This window comes from Rhodococcus sp. PvR044 (genome assembly GCF_040548995.1).
Classification (GTDB): Bacteria; Actinomycetota; Actinomycetes; order Mycobacteriales; family Mycobacteriaceae; genus Rhodococcus_G; species Rhodococcus_G oryzae.
Window position 1 is genome coordinate 287,850 of the sequence record NZ_JBEPSX010000006.1, and the last position, 17,930, is coordinate 305,779.

General features: G+C 70.8%; 13 protein-coding genes. 9 read left to right on the forward strand and 4 right to left on the reverse strand.

The annotated features are described in order from the left end of the window. The first annotated feature begins 6 nt into the window (after positions 1 to 6). The 3 genes from ABIC28_RS16550 (at position 7) to ABIC28_RS16560 (ending at position 3,805) form a co-directional block, all read left to right on the forward strand. The gene (locus tag ABIC28_RS16550; protein WP_502945031.1) at positions 7 to 2,460 is read left to right on the forward strand and encodes a LuxR C-terminal-related transcriptional regulator; all 2,454 of its coding nucleotides are present in this window, start codon (positions 7 to 9) and stop codon (positions 2,458 to 2,460) included. A 107-nt stretch (positions 2,461 to 2,567) separates the two neighbouring features. Beyond that, positions 2,568 to 3,341, forward strand: a complete 774-nt coding sequence (locus ABIC28_RS16555; RefSeq protein ID WP_269588444.1) for a hypothetical protein — start codon at positions 2,568 to 2,570, stop codon at positions 3,339 to 3,341. Beyond that, entirely contained in the window at positions 3,338 to 3,805 is a 468-nt protein-coding gene (locus ABIC28_RS16560) for an RDD family protein (RefSeq protein ID WP_097210007.1), read from the forward strand. Before ABIC28_RS16555 ends, ABIC28_RS16560 begins: the two co-directional genes overlap by 4 nt. Positions 3,806 to 3,830: 25 nt before the next feature. Here ABIC28_RS16560 and ABIC28_RS16565 read toward each other — a convergent pair whose 3' ends face one another. Genes ABIC28_RS16565 through ABIC28_RS16575 form a run of 3 tightly spaced genes read right to left on the reverse strand, consistent with a single transcriptional unit; the run spans position 3,831 to position 6,190 of the window. Beyond that, a complete protein-coding gene (locus ABIC28_RS16565) occupies positions 3,831 to 4,346 on the reverse strand; it encodes a nitroreductase/quinone reductase family protein (protein WP_097210006.1) in 516 nt (171 codons plus the stop codon). 3 nt (positions 4,347 to 4,349) lie between these two features. Then, positions 4,350 to 5,153: a family 1 encapsulin nanocompartment shell protein gene (locus ABIC28_RS16570; protein WP_097210005.1), complete on the reverse strand. Its 804-nt coding sequence runs from the start codon at positions 5,151 to 5,153 to the stop codon at positions 4,350 to 4,352. Beyond that, complete coding sequence (locus tag ABIC28_RS16575; protein WP_097210004.1) at positions 5,150 to 6,190, reverse strand: Dyp-type peroxidase; 1,041 nt, start codon at positions 6,188 to 6,190, stop codon at positions 5,150 to 5,152. The genes ABIC28_RS16570 and ABIC28_RS16575 overlap by 4 nt, the downstream gene beginning before the upstream one ends. Positions 6,191 to 6,361: 171 nt before the next feature. Here ABIC28_RS16575 and ABIC28_RS16580 point away from each other — a divergent pair, with 171 nt between their 5' ends. The 4 genes from ABIC28_RS16580 (at position 6,362) to ABIC28_RS16595 (ending at position 11,934) form a co-directional block, all read left to right on the forward strand. After that, positions 6,362 to 8,098, forward strand: a complete 1,737-nt coding sequence (locus ABIC28_RS16580) for an Hsp70 family protein (protein ID WP_354579852.1) — start codon at positions 6,362 to 6,364, stop codon at positions 8,096 to 8,098. Positions 8,099 to 8,130: 32 nt separating this feature from the next. Then, complete coding sequence (locus tag ABIC28_RS16585) at positions 8,131 to 9,045, forward strand: DMT family transporter (RefSeq protein WP_269588439.1); 915 nt, start codon at positions 8,131 to 8,133, stop codon at positions 9,043 to 9,045. Positions 9,046 to 9,144: 99 nt separating this feature from the next. Next, a complete protein-coding gene (locus ABIC28_RS16590) occupies positions 9,145 to 10,494 on the forward strand; it encodes a S1 family peptidase (protein ID WP_354579854.1) in 1,350 nt (449 codons plus the stop codon). A gap of 141 nt (positions 10,495 to 10,635) precedes the next feature. Further along, complete coding sequence (locus ABIC28_RS16595; protein WP_209928417.1) at positions 10,636 to 11,934, forward strand: S1 family peptidase; 1,299 nt, start codon at positions 10,636 to 10,638, stop codon at positions 11,932 to 11,934. Between the two features lie 457 nt (positions 11,935 to 12,391). Here the strand turns inward: ABIC28_RS16595 and ABIC28_RS16600 are convergent, their stop codons facing one another. Further along, on the reverse strand, positions 12,392 to 13,069 hold the full coding sequence (locus ABIC28_RS16600) for a DUF8020 domain-containing protein (RefSeq protein ID WP_354579856.1): 678 nt from the start codon (positions 13,067 to 13,069) through the stop codon (positions 12,392 to 12,394). A 358-nt stretch (positions 13,070 to 13,427) separates the two neighbouring features. Between ABIC28_RS16600 and ABIC28_RS16605 the strand changes: the two genes are divergently transcribed. Both ABIC28_RS16605 and ABIC28_RS16610 read left to right on the forward strand, forming a co-directional pair. Next, a complete protein-coding gene (locus ABIC28_RS16605; RefSeq protein WP_354579858.1) occupies positions 13,428 to 16,718 on the forward strand; it encodes a (Fe-S)-binding protein in 3,291 nt (1,096 codons plus the stop codon). A 237-nt stretch (positions 16,719 to 16,955) separates the two neighbouring features. Next, entirely contained in the window at positions 16,956 to 17,915 is a 960-nt protein-coding gene (locus tag ABIC28_RS16610) for a type IV toxin-antitoxin system AbiEi family antitoxin domain-containing protein (protein ID WP_354579860.1), read from the forward strand. Positions 17,916 to 17,930 lie beyond the last annotated feature (15 nt).

Below are 17,930 nucleotides of genomic sequence, written 5' to 3' on the forward strand. Positions count from 1 at the left end.
GCCGGAATGCCCGGGGCACAGGCGTTCCTCGCCGCCGCGCGAACGGGCACCCCGCACATGCTGATCCGCGGAACTGCTGGCAGTGGCAAATCGACCCTGCTCGCCACGATCCGAGACGAGCTGCGTGCCAACGGGACCGCCGTCGCCTCGACGGCGGTCGCGGACGTCGAACCCGGCGGCGCGCTGGTCGTCGACGACGCCCATCGGCTGCCCGACGCCGCGGTCGACGCGCTGACCCTGGCCGCGCACCGCCCGGACATCACCGTGATCGTCGCCACCGAACCGCGGCCGCACAGCCGCGCCCTGCGCTCGCTCGGCGATGCGCTCGGCTCACTGCCCCTCGACCCGATGACTGCGCGGGACATCGTCGTCCGCGCGGAATCGACACTGGGCGTGCGACTTCCTATCGGTCTCGCCGCCGCGATCCTGCGGATCACCGGGGGCGGCGTGCAGAGCGTCGACGCGACGCTCGGCGCCCTGTCCCGCCTCGACCCCACCGAGCCGCGCACCCAGCCCGCTCTGGAACGGGCCCTCGACGCAGCGACGGCCGCACACCTGCGCCCCCGGCTCGCGGAGCTCGACGCGGACCTGTTGTGCACCCTGGCGATCGCCGCGATCGGCTCGGGGCCCGATCCCGTCGAACTCGTCCGGGTGCTGTCCGTCGACCCGACCGTGGCCCAGGACCTGATCGACCGGGCGCGCGGCACCGGACTGGTCACCCACACCCTCCTGCCCGTCGCCCGCGAACCGCTGGCCGCCGCGCTCGGAGCGCAGCGGCTGGCCCGGCTGCACGCCGACTCGCTGCGCGCGAAGCTGGCGGACGGCGCCCTCGATCTCCCCGCGGCCCGCGCCTACGGCGAGGCGGGCGTGACGGATCCGGAGCTGGCCGAGTTCCTCTGCAGCGCCGCCGAACACGCCGAGCCGCCGCTGGCCGCGAGCCTGTACGCGGAGGCCGTCCGCGCGGGCGCCGATCGGAACACCCTCGCCCTGCGCTGGTCCGAGGCGGCGGCGCTGAGCGCAGACTTGGACACCGCGGTCGGGCTCACCGACGGCCTGCTCGAACGGGCTGCAGACCTGACCGACACCGAACTCGCTGCGGCCGTTCGGATCGCGGCGAGCGTCGCCGCGCAGCAGGGCATGCTCGGCCGCAGCGCAGATCTCTACGAATGGCTCGGCCCGGCCCGCGTCGGCTCCGACGCACCCATCGCGGCCACGGTGCTGCTGGCCGCGGGACGGCCGGAGCGGGCCGAGGCGATGACGGACCGCCAGGCGGGCTCGCCCCCGACGTCGACGTCCGCGGGCGCAGCGCTGCTCGCGCAGGGCCTGCGACAGTCGATCGACGGCCGGGTTGCGATCGCGGTCAACTCGCTGACCCGTGGGCTGTCCCTGTCCGCCAACGGTTCCCGACCCCGGTTGCTACCCGACAGCGGTGCCGCCATCACCGCACTGGCGGGCATCGCGTGCGGCGAACTCGCGGGGGCACAGGCCGTGCTGCAGCGGGCACTGGACACCGAGCCTCGCGAGAGCATCACCCGTCAGCGGCACGAGTTGCTGCTGACCTGGATCGCCATGATCCGCGGCGACCTGGATGCCGCGACGGCCCGGCTCGATGCGATGCCGACGGACACCGAGCCCACCCCGCGCGACGCGCTGTTCATCGCGGCGCTGCGGGTCGGACTGGCCCGTCGCGTCGGTGACATCGGCGCCCTCACCCACTCGTGGGAGCGGGCACACGGCGTCATCGCAGAGCACTCGGCCGATCTCTTCAGCCTGCTCCCGCTCGGCGAACTGTGGCTGGGCGCGGCCAGACTGCGGGACACCGACCGACTCGCGCACCTCATCGAGCAGGCCAACGAACTGCTCACCCGGCTCGGCGAACCCACGCTGTGGGGCTCGCCCCTGCACTGGTACGGCGTGCAGGCCGCGATCCTGGCCGAGAGCCCGTCGGAACTGCTGCCGCACGCCAACGCCCTCGGTGTCGCGGCCGAGACCAGCCCGTACGCGGCGGGCCTCGCGGCCGCGGGCCGCGCCTGGCTTCGGGTGCTGCAGGGTGAGATCGACGCGACCGTGGTGGAACAGTCCGCGCGCACCCTGGACCGCATCGGGTTGCCATGGGACGGTGCCCGTCTCGCCAGCGAGGCCGCGCTCCGCGCCTCCGACACCAGGACCGCGACCACGCTGCTGCAGGTCGCGCGCTCCCTGCGACCCGCCGCGTCGTCGACGCCCGGCACGGTCGCGGGGACCGAGCGCGAACTCAGCGCGGGCCTGACCGACCGCGAGGCCGAGGTGGCGAACCTGTTGGTGATGGGCCTGACCTACCGGGACATCGGTGCCCGGCTGTTCATCTCGGCGAAAACCGTCGAGCACCACGTCGCCCGGATCCGCCGTCGCCTCGACGCCACCTCCCGCGCGGACATGCTGTCGATGCTGCGCGCGATGGGTCACGGCACGGAGAGCTGAGCACCGAGCCCGGGTCACGACCCCGACACAACCGGTGTCGTACCCACCTGTGACACCTATGATCACGACCTGACCTCTTCGCGTCAGACCCCGATCTGGGAGGGACCATGTCACCGGACCAGCACGTCACGCCCGCGCCGAGCCGGCCGCCCGCGAGCCTTCCCGGCGCAGACGCGGTTTTCGTGGCGATCGGCGCCGCGGTCACGGCGGCCGAGGTGGTGGGCGCGACGGCCCGTTTCGCCCTCGGCACCCTGCGCCGGGTGCCCGGATTGGCCCGGCGCCTCGACGCCACGACGGACGCGCTGCGGGCGCGCGGCGAGGAGGTCGCGCGGACCGCCGCCCCGACCGTCCAGGACCTGCTTCGCCTCGTGATCAGGGAGGTCGTCGCGGCGGCCCTGCTCGAGATCGATCTCACCCGCCTCGTGCGCGAGAACGTCGACTTGAACCTGATCGCCGAGTCCCTCGATCTCGACCAGATCGCCGCCACCATCGACGTCGACCGCATCGCGGCCCGGCTCGACGTGGACGCCGTGATCGGCAGGCTCGACCTGGACGGCATCGTCGACTCCGTCGACCTCAACAGGCAGATCGCGCGGGTGGACCTCGACGAGGTGGCGCGCCGGATCGACATCGACGCGATCATCGCCCGGATGGACCTCGTCGGCCTCGCCAACGACATCATCGAGGGCGTCGACCTGCCGGAGATCATCCGGGAGTCGACGGGTTCGCTGTCCTCCGAGGCGGTTCGCGGGGTCCGGAGCCAGGGCATGCAGGCCGACGACGCAGTCGCCGGCTTCGTGGGCAAGCTGTTCGGCCGCGGCCCCGGCCCGGACGACGAGGTGCCCATCGGCGGCGGCCGCCCCGGGGACCCGGCGCCGTGACCGAGCACCTCGATCAACCTCCGCACCGGCCTGCCGGGATCATCACCCGCGCGATCGCCGCCGTGATCGACCTCGGGGTGGTCCTCGCGATCATCGGCGTGACCTACCTGGGCCTGGCCCTGGTGCGATTGCTTTACTCCCCGCAGAACTTCCGGTTCCCCGAGCCGGCTTTTCTGGCCTCGGCGACCGTCACCCTCACCGTGTCGGTCGTGTACCTGACCGGCTGCTGGGTCACGACCGGACGCACCGTCGGCGCGGTGGCGATGGGGCTGCGGGTCGTCACCGCCAAGGGCCGGCTGCTCCGGTTGCCCCGCGCCGCCGTGCGGGCCGTGCTCTGCGTCCTGTTCGCCGTCGGCCTGCTGTGGGCGGCCGTCGACCCCCGGCGACGGTCGTTGCAGGACATCGTCCTGCGGACCCGGGTCGTCTACGACTGGCGGAAGGAATCGAGCGAGCTCATCGGCTGAGCGGTGAGCCCTCGCGTCGTCGGGCTCAGCCGCCTGCCCCGGGTTCGAGCACCATCACCGGGATCCGCCGGTCGGTGGCGCGTTCTTTGTAGGCGGCACGGCTGGGATAGACCTCCAGGTCCATGCGCCACAGTCGCTCCCGCTCCTCCCCCTCCGCCTCGTAGGCGACCACCTGCCGGGGCTCACCGCCCGCGACGGTGACCGTGGCCTCGGGATGCTTGCGCAGATTGAAGTACCAGGCCGGGTTCGAATGCTGTCCGTAGTTCGAGGCGATCACCACGATCCGGTCCCCATCCGGCATCCCCACCAGGGGGACGGTGCGGTTCGCCCCGCTCTTCGCCCCCGTGGTGGTGAGCATGACCAGCGGCAGTCCGGTGAGGAGGGTCGTCAAGGTGTTGCGCCCCTTGGTCAACCGGTAGACGGGGCCGTCGACGTGGTGGAGCGTGCGGGCGAAGAACCACGCCATCGGTTTGGTCCCGGCGAGGTCGCGCATCGCCCGGTACAGCGGGTTGACGTCGCGGTACCTCGACGACCCCGACATCGGTCAGCGTCCCAGCACGACGGCGGCCTCCGCCGTCAACGACGAAAAGGTCAGCGTCTCTTCCAGGTACAGCGTCACCGACTCGGCGGTGTGGCTGTCGTACCCGATCGACAGGTCCGTCCCCAGGGTGAGCTGGTTGTCGCCGCCGCGGGTGGACAGCACGTAGCCGCCCGCCACCGCCGGGGCCCAGATGATGTCGCCGACGAGGTCCTTGAGGTGATGGAACACCGGGTGGCCCTCGTCCCTGGTCTCGCTCACCGCGGTGTAGGTATCCGCGTCGAGCACCAGGGAATACGGTCCCTCCACGCCTGCCAGTCGCAGCGCCGACAGCGCGGAGGCGACGGCGTCGGGGACCAGCAGCGGGTCCTCGGGCAGCGACAGCGGCGGGTTGCTGCTCGACGGCCCCAGGCCCACGATGCCGGCCTCCTCGAAGCCGGCGAAGACGGTGCGGTCCTCGGCGAACGCGATCGCCTTGGCCGCGTCCTTGACCGGCTGCCAGTCGGAGTCCAGCGACCCGCGGGCCACGTCGTCGATCTCCGCGCGGCTGAGCGTGAACGGGAAGCGCAGCTCGACGAGCGGGTGCACCTCGCGGAGCTGTGCCCGAATCCTGCTGTCCGATGCGGTGATCGAGCGCACCCGGCCGAGGTTGTGCGCAGAATAGGAGTACCCGAACGGCCCGGCCACGTCGACAACCCGGCGCCCGGCGACGTGACGCTTGAAGGTGCGTGCGGCCTCTTCACCGATCTGCTCCCACGCGGCCTCGGTCACCGGCGCGAGGTTCCTGTGCAGATTGCTCGAATCAGTCATTGAGACACTCCTTTGAGATCACCGATTTTCAGGGACAGGTCGCGCGGCGCAACCTCTTCCGGCTCCGCTTCCTCGACGTCCGGCACGGGGATGTCGGCCAGCGCCTCCAACAGGTCCTGGCTCGGCGCGAAGAACAGGGTCCCCGTCGCCGCCCGGGAGAAATCCAGGATCCGGTCGTGGTTGCCGGGCGGATCGCCGAGGAACATGTGCCGCAGCATCAGCTCCGTGACGGCGGGGTCCTTCGCGTAACCGATGAAGTAGGTACCGAACTCGCCCGCGGAGAGGGAACCGAACGGCATGTTGTCGCGCAGGATCTCGTGCTCGGTCCCGTCGTCGTCGACGATGGTGTTGAGCGCGACGTGCGAGTTGCTCGGCAGGGCCGCGTCGTCGAGTTCGACGTTCTCGAGCTTCGTCCGCCCGATCACCCGCTCCTGCTCCTCGGTGCTCAGCTCGGCCCATGCGGCCATGTCGTGCAGGTACTTCTGGACGATCACGTAGCTGCCGCCCGTGAAAGCGGGGTCCTCCGCCCCGATCAGGGCCGCCGCGCCCGCGCCCGCACCGGTCGGGTTCTCGGTCCCGTCGACGAAGCCGAGCAGGTCGCGGGCGTCGAAGTAGCGGAACCCGTGCACCTCGTCCGCGACGGTCGCCGCGTCGCCGAGCGCCGCCAGGATCAGGCGCCCCAGCTCGAAACACAGGTCCGCGCGGGAAGCCTTGATGTGGAACAGCACGTCCCCCGGGGTGGCAGGCGCGCTGTGCACCTCGCCTCGCAGCGGGACGAAGGGATGCAGCCCGGCCGGTGTGGCGCCCGGCCCCACCCGATCCCAGAACTCCGAACCGAAACCCACCACGCAGGACAGGGACCCGGCGAGTTCCCGGAATCCCACCGCCCGGACCAGCGACCCGACGTCCGACGCCACATCGCGGAGGGTGACCGCGTCCTCGGCGCCGGGGCCTGCCGTCATCACCAGGAAGAGGGCCGCCGCGCTGAGCGGCTCCAGGACCGGCTGCGGCACCGGTGGTGATTCGGGATCGGTCATATTTCTCCCAGTACCTCGCGCAGGGCCAAGGATCACCACCCCGCTTGCGTCGATGCTCTCCGGATCGAGCGTAGGCGAATAGATAGGCTGTCGCCCGAGATCGCGCGTCGGTCCGGCAGCGCGACGCGCGAACCCCCGGCGAGCGCGACAGCAATGAGATGGGGGAGAGACATGGCCGCGGGGCTTGGGCTGGGGGTCGGCGGCACCAACGCCGTTGCGGTCCTCCACACCACCGAAAGTCCTCGTACCGGCGCCGAGCCTGCCACCATCGCTCGTCGCGCGACGTTGCAGTTGACGGCGGCGGGCGAGGCGATACTCGGCTCACCCGTCGATGCGCCCGACGTCATCTCCGGGTTCGCCGCGCACGCAGGCGATCCGGCCGGACTCGTGATCGGTGACGGCTCCGCATACCTGGCCGAGGACCTGGTCGCCACCGCCATGCACAGCCTCGTGCACGAGGCGGCCGAGGCATTCCCCGGCCTGTCCGAACAGCCCGAGATCATCGCCACCCACCCCGCACGCTGGTCCGACGCGACCACGCAGTCGATGCGGGAGGCCCTCGCCCACGTCGGGCTGGCCGGGGTCACGCTGGTCCCCGAGCCGGTGGCCGCGGTGACCTGGCTCGAGGCGGCGCACGGCACGCTTGGCGACGCGATCGTCGCGGTCTTCGACCTCGGCGGCGCCGGGCTCGACATCTCCCTGGTACGCACGGGCACGGATGCCGGGCTCCTCCGGCCGTCGACCTTCACCACCCGCTTCGGTGGCGACACCTTCGACCAGGCGATCCTCGAGCACGTACTGGGCTCGGCCGCCGGCGACCTCGGGCAGGTCGACCTGAGCGATCCGGCCACCAGGGCCGAGCTGTCGGTGCTGCGACGCCGGTGCGCCGAGGCCAGGGAAGCACTGTCCACGGCGACCGAGACTCAGCTCGCCGTGGAGCTCGCGGGCGCCACCGCCACCGTCACCCTGCTGCGCAGCGAGCTCGAGGAGCTGCTGGAATCGTCGATCACCGGGTCGCTCGACCTCGTGGAGCAGACCATCGGCGCCCATGACCTGGCGCTGTCGGACGTGTGCGCGCTGCTGCTGACCGGCGGCGGATCCGCGATGCCGCTGGTGTCGCGACTGGCCGAGGCGACCGTCGGCCTGCCGACCGTGCTGCCGCCCCGGCCGGGATACACGGGCGCGCACGGCGCCGCGATCATCGCGGCGGGCGGTACGGCGGGCGGCGCCATCACCACGGCGGTCGCCGCGGCCACCGTCGCGGCGGTCCGCACCGACATCGATGGCGACGCCGACACCGTGATCATGCCCGCGGTCTCGGTCGCGGGCCCACCGACCGCGTTCACCGAGGCCGGCCCCGGCCGTCCGGTGCTCCCCGTCCTGCTGGACCCGGATCCGGTGCCGCTCGCCCCTGCCGCGGCGACACCGACGGCCGCGGCGCCCCGCTTCCGGTTCCAACGCACCACGGCGATCACGGCGGCGGCCGGCGTGATCCTCGCCGTCGCGCTGGTCGGTCTGGTGGTGAGCCTGCGCTCCACCGATGCCCCCGCGACCGCGGTCCCCGTCATCGCCCCGTCCGCGACGCCCAAGGTCACCGTCTCGCTTCGGCCGACCACCACGACAACCAAGGCGCCCGCGTCCACAACGGCCAGGAGCAGCAAGACATCGAGCCCCGCCTCGACCGCGCCCACCACCACCGTCGCCCCGACGACCCAGGCCCCGCCGCCCGTCGTCACGACGCCGCCCGCCCAGCCGAGCCCCTCTCACCGGCCGACCACGACCACCCCGAAGACGACCACGACAACCAAGCCCACCACGACGACCGAGGCGACCACCACAACGACCACGACCACCCCGAAGGCGACGACCACCACGACCACCCCCGCCGACGGAGCGGCCGTCGCCTGACACACCGGGCGCGAATTGCCTACGGTCACCCCATGACCAACACCCGTGCCACCACGCGTCTGGCGCTCGCCGCCGCCGGTGTCACCGTGGTCCTGTGGGCCTCCGCCTTCGTCTCGATCCGCAGCGCCGGGGCCGCCTACTCCCCCGGCGCGCTCGCCCTCGGTCGGCTGCTTTCCGGGGCTCTCGTCCTCGGTGCGGTCCTGCTGATCCGGCGGGAGGGGTTGCCGTCGCGGGCGGCCTGGAGGGGGATCGTGGTGTCCGGCCTCCTGTGGTTCGGCGTCTACATGGTGGCGCTCAACTGGGGTGAGCGGGAGGTCGACGCGGGTACGGCCGCGATGATCGTGAACATCGGGCCCATCCTGATCGCCCTGCTCGGCGCCCGGTTCCTCGGCGAGACTCTGCCGCCCCGGCTGATCGCGGGCATGACGGTGTCCTTCGCAGGCGCGATCGCCGTCGGGCTGTCGATGTCCGGCGAAGGGCACTCCTCGGTCCTCGGCGTCCTGCTCTGCCTGTTGGCGGCCGTTGCGTATGCGGGCGGCGTCGTCGCACAGAAGCCCGCCCTGTCGCACGGCAGCGCGCTGCAGATCACGACCTTCGGGTGCCTCGTCGGCGCGGTGGCGTGTCTGCCGTTTGCCGGGCAGCTCGTCCACGAGGCGAGCCGGGCACCGCTCTCCGCGACGCTGAACATGGTGTACCTCGGGGTGTTCCCGACCGCCCTGGCCTTCACGACCTGGGCCTACGCCCTGGCCCGTACGACGGCGGGCCGCATGGGCGCGACGACCTACGCCGTGCCCGCTCTGGTCGTCGCCATGGCCTGGGTGTTCCTCGGCGAGCTGCCGGGGCTGCTCACGCTCGCGGGCGGGGCGCTGTGCCTGGCGGGCGTGGCCGTCTCGCGCTCCCGGCCGAAGCCCTCGAAGGCTCCGGCCGAGAGCGTCGAGACGGCATAGATGCGTTCGCCAACCGGTCTATCAGGCACACGGGCGGCAAAGCCACACTTGCCCTAAGGTGGAGCGCTGATACATCCGCGCTCTCGACGAAGGGTCTTCATGCGTCTCCCGCTGGCGTTCCGCGCCGCAATCCTCGCCTCGGCCACCCTGCTCCCGTTCTCCGCTATTGCACAGGCCGAACCGCATGAACCCCAGTCGAATTCGCCCGCCGAGGTCGCGCAGCAGCTGCCGGCAGAACTCGTCGACGCGATCGCCCGCGACCTGAAGCTGACCCCGCAGCAGTACATCGAGCGTGCCGAGGCCGCGCAGCGACTGGCCGGCTACGCGCAGACGCTGCGCGAGGGCAGCCCCGCCACCTACGCCGGTTCCTGGATGGGCGTCGACGGCGTCCCCGTCGTCGCGGTCACCACCACCGCCGAAGCGCAGCGGGTGGCCCGCGACGGCTATGCCACCCACCTCGCCGCGGTGTCCGCGAAGGATCTCGAGGGTTCGCTGGCAGAGGTCAACAAGTGGATCCTCGGGCTGCCGAAGGACGTCTCCTCGCAGATCAACTCCAGCTCCATCGACGTGCTGGAGAACCGGGTCGTCATCGACGTGGTGAACAGCCCCATCGGCCGGGCACTGAACCTGCCGACGCTGCTGGCCGGGCTGAAGGTCGTGCTGAGCCCCGGCGGCCAGCCGCCCGTCGACCCGCACGCGCAGGGCGGCGACACCTACATCAGCACTCCGCGCCCGATCGCCCGCGACATCGACCCGGGCGAGATCGGGGTCTGCTCGTTCGGCTTCAACGCCGTCGACGCCGCCGGTGCCCCCTACAACCTCAGCGCGGGCCACTGCGATCCCTCGCAGGAGAACGCGAAGGTGCCCGCGGGCGCCCCGGTCTACCTGCCCGATTTCGCCGATGTCTCCCGCAGCACGCAGATCGGCGCCTTCCGGCACTCCGCGATGGGCGAGGCCGCGGGCGGCCTTGACTACTCGGTGATCAAGCTCAACGAGGCGGGCACCGCCGCCGGGCTGGACAAGCCGACCGTCCGCGGGGCCAACGGCACCACCGTCACCGTGACCGGCACGGCGCGTCCGGTCATCGGCGCGCCGATCTGCAAGTCCGGCCAGACCTCCACGTTCACCTGCGGCATGGTCCTCGCCGACAGCGTCGACGCCCCGCTGCACATGGCGGACGGCAGCACCCGCCTGGTCCGCGGGTTCGCGGGCTCCACCTGCACCCTCGGCGGCGATAGCGGCGGCGCCATCCTGACCGGGACCAGGGCCCTCGGCATCACCAGTGGCTCCAACTCCGGCGGCGCCCCGAGTTGCACGGAGGCCAACCTCGTGCTGGCGCCCGAGGGCGGCACCGCGAGCATCGGCATCCCGATCGAGAAGATCGTGAACCACGCGAACGCGACTCTCGGCCTCGACCTGCAGGTCCGGGCCGGAAACGCGCGCCCCTGATACATCAGCGGCGCCGCCGCGGCGCCGAATCATCCGATGGTTTCCGGTAGGCAACGGCGGGCGTAACCCATATAGTCGCTACAACTGACCCGGCCTAAACGGATGGGTCATGCCCGCATGCCCTCAATCCGAAAGGTCCCCATGCGTAGCGTTCGCGCCCGCCGTGCCGCGATGATCGGCTCTGCGGCCCTCCTCCTGATCGCGCCCGGCGCGGCCCTCGCGCACGCGGAGCCCGCCGCCCCGGCGCCCGCGACCGCGCTGCCCGCCGACCTGGTTGCCGCGATCCAGCGCGATCTCGGCCTCAGCCCCGCCCAGTACCTCGACAAGGCCGAGGCCGGGCAGAAGCTGGTGGAGTTCGCCAACACGATGCGCGGGAAGTTCCCCGAGTCCTTCGCGGGCGCGTGGCTCGACCCGGCCGGCTCGCCGCTGATCGGTCTGGCGGACGGCCCGGACAAGGCAGCCGCCCGCGCGGCCGTCGAGGCAGCCGGTTACAAGGTGAAGGACCTGCCGCGCAGCGAGCGCGCGCTGCGCGATCAGCTCGGCCACATGAACAGCTGGATCGAGAAGCTCCCCGCACCGCTGTCCGGTCTCATCAGCGGCGCCGCGATCGACACGGTCAACAACGACGTCGTGTTGCGCGTCCAGAACACCGCCGAGGGCCAGGGTCTGCAGCTGCCCGACTTCCTGGAGTCCGCTCGCGTCGTGCTGGCCCCGGCGCTCGGCTCGTCCGCGCCGCCGGTCGCCGAGAGCCCCGTTGCCGCCGATGCCCGCCTCGGTGGTGACGCCTACGCCGCCGAGAACGCGGACGGTGCGTTCCGCTGCTCACTCGGCTTCAACGGCACGGACGGTTCCGGCCGCGCGGTGAACATCTCCGCCGGACACTGCGACCCGAACCGCGATGCCGCGGGCACCGGCGCCGCCTCGATCGCCTTCGAGACGCACGGCGCCGCGTTCGGCGATCGCTTCGGTACCTTCGCCAAGTCGACCGTCGAGGGCCTCGACTACTCGGTGATCAAGATCGACGACGCCGCCACCAAGCGGTTCGAGAACAACTTCGTCCGCGCCCCCGGCGCGAACCCGGTGCCGATCACCGGCACCGCCGATCCCGTGGTCGGGGCGCCGGTGTGCAAGTCCGGCCTCACCACCGGCTTCAGCTGCGGCACCATCAACTCCGTCAACCAGATCGTGGACGTCGGAACCCGCACCCTGAAGAACGGCTTCACCGCGAACATCTGTGCGCTGCAGGGTGACAGCGGCGGCGCCATCGTGACCGGCACCAGGGCGCTTGGCATCTCGAGCGCCTCCAACGTGGGCGACATGATGTACTGCGAGCTGGCCTCCGTGGTCACCACGCTGGTCGGTGACAGCCCCCAGCTGTACGGGACGCCGATCAACGCGATCCTCGCGGCCAACCCGGGCCTGAAGGTCCGCACGGGCTAGATCGAGAATTCACGGCCTCACGAAAAGGGGCCTCGGACGCAGACTTTCGCGTTCGAGGCCCCTTTTCGCATTCCGGGGTAACGTCCCACCGAACCGCGGGTTAACGGTAGAATCCCGTTGTTCCTGGGGCGGGGAGGATTGCGCGCGCCAGCGACAACCTGACTGGGGGGCCCAGTCAGAACAATGCCGGGCATTGGCGCCGGCGGACAGAAGGAAGTTCCATGGAGACCACGACCGACGTGTTGATGTCGATGGTTGGATACGTCATCAAGATCGCCACGAACGCGGGCACCGCGTCCTGAGCGACTGAGAGGGTGCGGGCCCGCTGGTCCGCACCCTCCACGCTCGCAGGCCCTCGGCGACCCCACTCGGGCGGCGCCGTCCACGAGGCCACCACAGAGAAGCGGCCCGTCACCTCCGTGGAGGTGACGGGCCGCTTTTCGTTGCTCTGCGAGTACTACTTCTGCAGGTGCTCGGCGTACATGCTCGTGCCCGGCTCGGCGAGCAGGGTCTGACCCAGGCCGATGCCCGCCGCGATCAGGGTCGGTCCGCCGACAGCGATGGTCCCGACAATCGCGCCGATGCCGGCGCCGGGAACGCAGCCGACAACGAGGAAACTGAGAGCGCCCGCGGCACAACCGAGGATGGTGCCGATGAGGCCGCCCGAGGCGGTGGCCACCGCAAGCTGCGCACCGAAGGTCTGCTGCGCGATCAGGTTCTCGGCCGGCGAGGCGATGTCCTTGATCGCGATGTTGCCGACGGTGCGGTCGCCGCGATCGGCCGGGGTGACCGACTTGGCCTTGCCCAGGTCGAAGATCGGGGTCAGGGTGACGGTCTTGCCGTCCTCACTGATCTTCTGCTCCATCGGGAACTTGAGCGAGTTGAGCTGGAACGCCAGCGGCAGGCTCACGACGGCCTTGCCCGCGTTGTCCTGCAGCTCGATGTTCTTGCCGTCACCGGAGACCTTGAAGCCGCCCGCGTCGATGGTGGTCACGACCGACTGTCCCTCGACCTTCGAGCTCCAGTCGATGGTCTCGGGCGCGGGCGCAGCCGGTGCCGCGTACGAGGTGCCCGCACCCACACCCAGCGCCGCGATCGCCATCAGCGACGTCGCCGCGAACTTCTTCAGCCTCATCTACAAATCCCCTCTGGAAACCAAAATTGACACATGGGTCACAACACAGTCTCGGTGGACACTAATCTGTGATTCTTCTGAGAACAAGGCGCAGCAATTGGCCGCCGACCCTTTCGTTCCGCTCACTTCTCCGCAGGTCATCCGGCGAAGTTAGGTTGACCTGCACTGAACCCTCCACAGGGGCACAAATTACGGTGAGCGTGAGAACTCCTGTGCCTCGCGTCGACCCCCGGGCGATGCGACCATGGACTCGACGTTGGCTCGGGATGCTACCGACGAGTAACTTAGCTGTGACAAGCCCCGAGGCTCCGCCCGAGAAGTTCGTTGGCGTTGCCGTCGTAGAAGGAAAGGCCGTGACATGAACGCCCTGACGATCACGTTGGGCACGATCGGCGCACTGCTCAGCCTTGTGTGTTGGGCCTCATTCTTGAGTGGGGCCTGGACCATGGGGAAGACGGTGCAGCTCGGTCAACCAGCCCCGGACCGCTGGCGCCCGTTCGTCCCCCGCTTCAAGCAGATGATCATCGAGTTCATCGCGCACACCCGGATGCAGAAGTTCCGCACCGTGGGCTGGGCGCACTGGCTCGTGATGATCGGCTTCCTCGGCGGCTTCCTGTTGTGGTTCGAGGCCTATGGCCAGACCTTCAACCCGGAGTTCCACTGGCCGATCTTCGGTGACACCTGGATGTGGCACCTCTGGGACGAGCTCCTCGGCATCGGCACCATCGTCGGCATCACGGTGCTGATCGTGATCCGCCAGCTCAACCACCCGCGGATCCCCGAGCGGCTCTCGCGCTTCGGCGGCTCGAAGTTCGGCCCGGCCTACTTCGTCGAGATCGTCGTGTTCGTCGAGGGCCTCGGCATGGTCATGGTGAAGGCAGGCAAGATCGCCACCTACGGCCACGCCAACCCGTGGACCGACTTCTTCACCATGAACGTCGCCAAGCTGCTGCCCGCCAGCGCGGTCATGGTCTCGATCTTCGCGTTCGTCAAGCTGATGTCCGGCATGATCTGGCTGTACGTGGTCGGTCGCAACATCACCTGGGGTGTCGCCTGGCACCGCTTCTCCGCGTTCCCGAACATCTACTTCAAGCGTGAGGACGACGGCGGCGTCGCCCTCGGTGCCGCGAAGCCGATGATGTCCAAGGGCAAGGCCCTGACCATGGACAACGTCGACCCCGACACCGACACCCTCGGCGCCGGCCAGATCGAGGACTTCTCCTGGAAGGGCTGGCTCGACTTCACCACCTGCACCGAGTGCGGCCGCTGCCAGTCACAGTGCCCCGCCTGGAACACCGGCAAGCCGCTGTCGCCGAAGCTGCTGATCATGTCGCTGCGCGACCACGGCTACGCGAAGGCGCCCTACCTGTTGGCCGGTGGCCGTAAAGGCCCTGGGGGCAACGGGTCAGCCGGCGACGAGATCGGCCTGGTCGACGCCGACGGCAACGTCAACGAGGCCGCGCTGGCAAAGATCCCCGAGGCCGCGCTCACCGAGGCCGGCCGCAAGCTGGTCGGCGAGACCGTCGAGGGTGAACTGGCTCCGGTCATCGACCTCGAGACCCTGTGGTCGTGCACCAACTGCGGCGCCTGCGTCGAGCAGTGCCCCGTCGACATCGAGCACGTCGACCACATCATCGACATGCGCCGCTACCAGGTGCTCATCGAGTCGGAGTTCCCATCCGAGCTGGCCGGGCTGTTCAAGAACCTCGAGAACAAGGGCAACCCCTGGGGCCAGAACTCCAAGGACCGCCTCAACTGGATCAACGAGATGGACTTCGAGATCCCCGTCTACGGCAAGGACGCCGACACCTTCGAGGACTACGAATACCTGTTCTGGGTCGGCTGCGCCGGCGCCTACGAGGACCGCGCCAAGAAGACCACCAAGGCCGTCGCCGAACTGCTCGCAACCGCGGGCGTGAAGTTCATGGTCCTGGGCGCCGACGAGACCTGCACCGGCGACTCCGCACGCCGCGCGGGCAACGAGTTCCTGTTCCAGCAGCTCGCGATGCAGAACATCGAGACGCTCAACAACGTCTTCGACGGTGTCGAGCAGTCCAAGCGCAAGATCGTCGTCACCTGCGCGCACTGCTTCAACGCGCTCGGCAACGAGTACCCGGAGGTGGGCGGCGACTACGAGGTCATCCACCACACCCAGCTGCTCAACCGCCTGGTGCGGCAGAAGAAGCTGATCCCCGTCGCCTCGGTCAACGAGGACGTCACCTACCACGACCCGTGCTTCCTCGGCCGCCACAACAAGGTCTACGACGCGCCCCGTGAACTGATGGCCGCCACCGGCAGCAACCTCAAGGAAATGCCGCGTCACGGCGAACGATCCATGTGCTGTGGTGCCGGTGGTGCGCGCATGTGGATGGAAGAGAACATCGGCAAGCGCATCAACGTCGACCGCGTCGACGAAGCGCTGTCCACGGATCCGAAGAAGATCGCGACCGGCTGCCCCTTCTGCCGCGTCATGCTCACCGACGGCGTCACCGCACGCCAGGAATCGGGCCAGGGCGAAGGCGTCGAGGTCGTCGACGTCGCGCAGATGATGCTCGAATCCATCACCCGCCTCGAGCCCGCGACACTGACCGCGAACATCAAGGTCGAACCCCGCGAGAAGGCCCCGGCACCCGCCGCCGAGACCGCCCCGGTCGCCGAAGCCGCACCGGCCGCTCCGGTCGCCGAGGCTGCCGCAGCTGCTGCTCCCGCCGCCAAGCCCGCAGTCAAGGGACTGGGCATGAAGGGTCTCGCCAAGGCCCCGGGCGCGAAGGCACCGGGCGCCAAGCCCGCCGCTGCCGCTCCCGCCGCCGAGGCTGCTCCTGCCTCCAAGCCCCCGGTCAAGGGTCTGGGCATGAAGGGTCTCGCGAAGGCCCCTGGTGCGAAGGCTCCGGGCGCCAAGCCCGCCGCTGCCGCTCCCGCCGCCGAGGCTGCTCCTGCCGCCGAGACCGCTGCGGCTCCGGCCGCCGCTCCGAAGGGCCTCGGCCTCAAGGGTGGCGCGAAGGCACCGGGCAAGGGTCTGGGCATGAAGGGTGGGGCCAAGGCTCCGGGCGCCAAGCCCGCCGCCGCCGCTCCCGCCGCCGAGGCCGCTCCGGCCGCCGCCGAGGCTCCCGCTGCCGAGGCAGCTGCTCCCGCCAAGCCGAAGGGTCTGGGCCTCGCGTCCGGCGCCAAGGCTCCCGGTAAGGGTCTGCAGATGAAGGGTGGGGCCAAGGCTCCCGGCGCGAAGGCTGCCGCTCCGGCCGCCGCCGCACCGGCACCTGCCGCCGAGGCTCCGGTTGCCGAGGCTCCGGTTGCCGAGGCACCGGTTGCTGAGGCACCGGCACCTGCCGCGCCGCCGCAGCCGAAGGCGGGCGGGCTCGGATTCAAGGCCGGCGCCAAGGCCCCGGGTGCGCGCAAGGCCGCCCCGGCCGCCGCCGCGCCCGCGGCTCCGGCCCCGGCTGCCCCCGCCGCCGAGAGTGCACCTGCCGAGGCCGCACCGGCCGTCGAGAGTGCACCTGCCGACGAGGCTCCCTCCGCCAACGGTGTACCGGAGGCCAATGGTGCTCCTGCCGACAACGGTGCACCTGCCGCTGAGGCCGCTCCGCTGCCCCAGCCAAAGGCGGGCGGACTCGGGTTCAAGGCCGGCGCCAAGGCCCCGGGCCGCAAGAAGTAGCAACACCCAGCAACGCGCCCCCACCGACTCTCGGTGGGGGCGCGTTCTGTTTGGCCGCACACCTTTTGGCAAGTTCGCACCCCCGTTGGGCGCCCAAACCCAGTGCGACCTTGGCAACGGGTGTGCGCCCGACGCAAAACCAGCCGCCTGTGCACAACCCACGACCCGTGCACAGGCTGCTGGTTCGCCCAGCGCTCCGAACGCCGAACCCCCGAGCCGAGGTGCAGCCTTCATCGCATGGGGGCACACATCATCCGACGCCAGGAGGCACTGCGACGCGGCGCCACCGACCACGAACTGCAGCGCCAGTGCCGCACCGGGGCCTGGGAGCGGCTGCGGCCGGGAACGTATGCGCCCCGCGACGACCTGGACACGCTCGATCCCGTTGCGGTTCACCGGCTGGTGGCGGAGGCAGCGCTGCGGGTCGCGTCGCCGGATGCCGTGCTGAGCCACCAGTCCGCCGCGGCGGTACATGGCCTCGAGATGTGGAACACGCCCCTGCGTCGAGTCCACCTGACTCGCAACCGCACGGGCGGCGGGCGCAGGACCGGGCTGCGGCACGTGCACGTGGCGGAGCTCGCCGACCACGAGACAACCGAGGTCGCCGGGCTGCGCGTGACCACGCTCGCCCGCACCGTCCTCGACCTGGCGCGCTCGCTCCCCTTCGAGGAGGCAGTCGTCGTTGGTGACCACGCGCTGCGCACGACCGCGCTCACCGCCGCCGAACTCGGCGAGGCCGTCGGCGGCCTGCCCGAGCGCTCGGGCCGCCGCAGGGCCCACCGCGTCGTGGATCTGCTCGACGGTCGATCGGAGAGCGTCGGCGAGTCACGCAGCCGAGTGCTGATGGTCAGGGAGCAACTCCCCGTCCCGGACTGTCAGCCGAACCTGTACGCCCCGGACGGCGCCCACCTCGGCCGGGTGGACTTCCTGTTCGAGGAGCTCGGAGTCGTCGGCGAATTCGACGGCCAGGTCAAGTACGGTCGCCTGGTGCCGGAGGGCCAGACGCCCGCGGACGTGCTGTGGGCGGAGAAGCAGCGCGAGGACGCCCTTCGCGCCGCGAGCTGGCAGGTGGCGCGGTGGACCTGGCAGGACCTGGCGACGCCGCGCGTGGTGGCCGGCCGCATCCTCGACGCGATCGAGCGAGCCCGCCTGTCGCCGCCGCCCCGCGGCCGGGTGGCGTGCACGCCGAAGCCGTGACCTCTCGCTCCCCCG

Bases quoted from the DNA above. Each gene is read 5' to 3' on its own strand.
- ABIC28_RS16555 (WP_269588444.1), top strand. From the start codon at position 2,568: ATGTCACCGGACCAGCACGTCACGCCCGCGCCGAGCCGGCCGCCCGCG.
- ABIC28_RS16575 (WP_097210004.1), bottom strand. From the start codon at position 6,190: ATGACCGATCCCGAATCACCACCGGTGCCGCAGCCGGTCCTGGAGCCG.
- ABIC28_RS16570 (WP_097210005.1), bottom strand. From the start codon at position 5,153: ATGACTGATTCGAGCAATCTGCACAGGAACCTCGCGCCGGTGACCGAG.
- ABIC28_RS16595 (WP_209928417.1), top strand. From the start codon at position 10,636: ATGCGTAGCGTTCGCGCCCGCCGTGCCGCGATGATCGGCTCTGCGGCC.
- ABIC28_RS16605 (WP_354579858.1), top strand. From the start codon at position 13,428: ATGAACGCCCTGACGATCACGTTGGGCACGATCGGCGCACTGCTCAGC.
- ABIC28_RS16580 (WP_354579852.1), top strand. From the start codon at position 6,362: ATGGCCGCGGGGCTTGGGCTGGGGGTCGGCGGCACCAACGCCGTTGCG.
- ABIC28_RS16550 (WP_502945031.1), top strand. From the start codon at position 7: ATGCCCGGGGCACAGGCGTTCCTCGCCGCCGCGCGAACGGGCACCCCG.
- ABIC28_RS16600 (WP_354579856.1), bottom strand. From the start codon at position 13,069: ATGAGGCTGAAGAAGTTCGCGGCGACGTCGCTGATGGCGATCGCGGCG.
- ABIC28_RS16565 (WP_097210006.1), bottom strand. From the start codon at position 4,346: ATGTCGGGGTCGTCGAGGTACCGCGACGTCAACCCGCTGTACCGGGCG.
- ABIC28_RS16585 (WP_269588439.1), top strand. From the start codon at position 8,131: ATGACCAACACCCGTGCCACCACGCGTCTGGCGCTCGCCGCCGCCGGT.
- ABIC28_RS16590 (WP_354579854.1), top strand. From the start codon at position 9,145: ATGCGTCTCCCGCTGGCGTTCCGCGCCGCAATCCTCGCCTCGGCCACC.
- ABIC28_RS16610 (WP_354579860.1), top strand. From the start codon at position 16,956: ATGGGGGCACACATCATCCGACGCCAGGAGGCACTGCGACGCGGCGCC.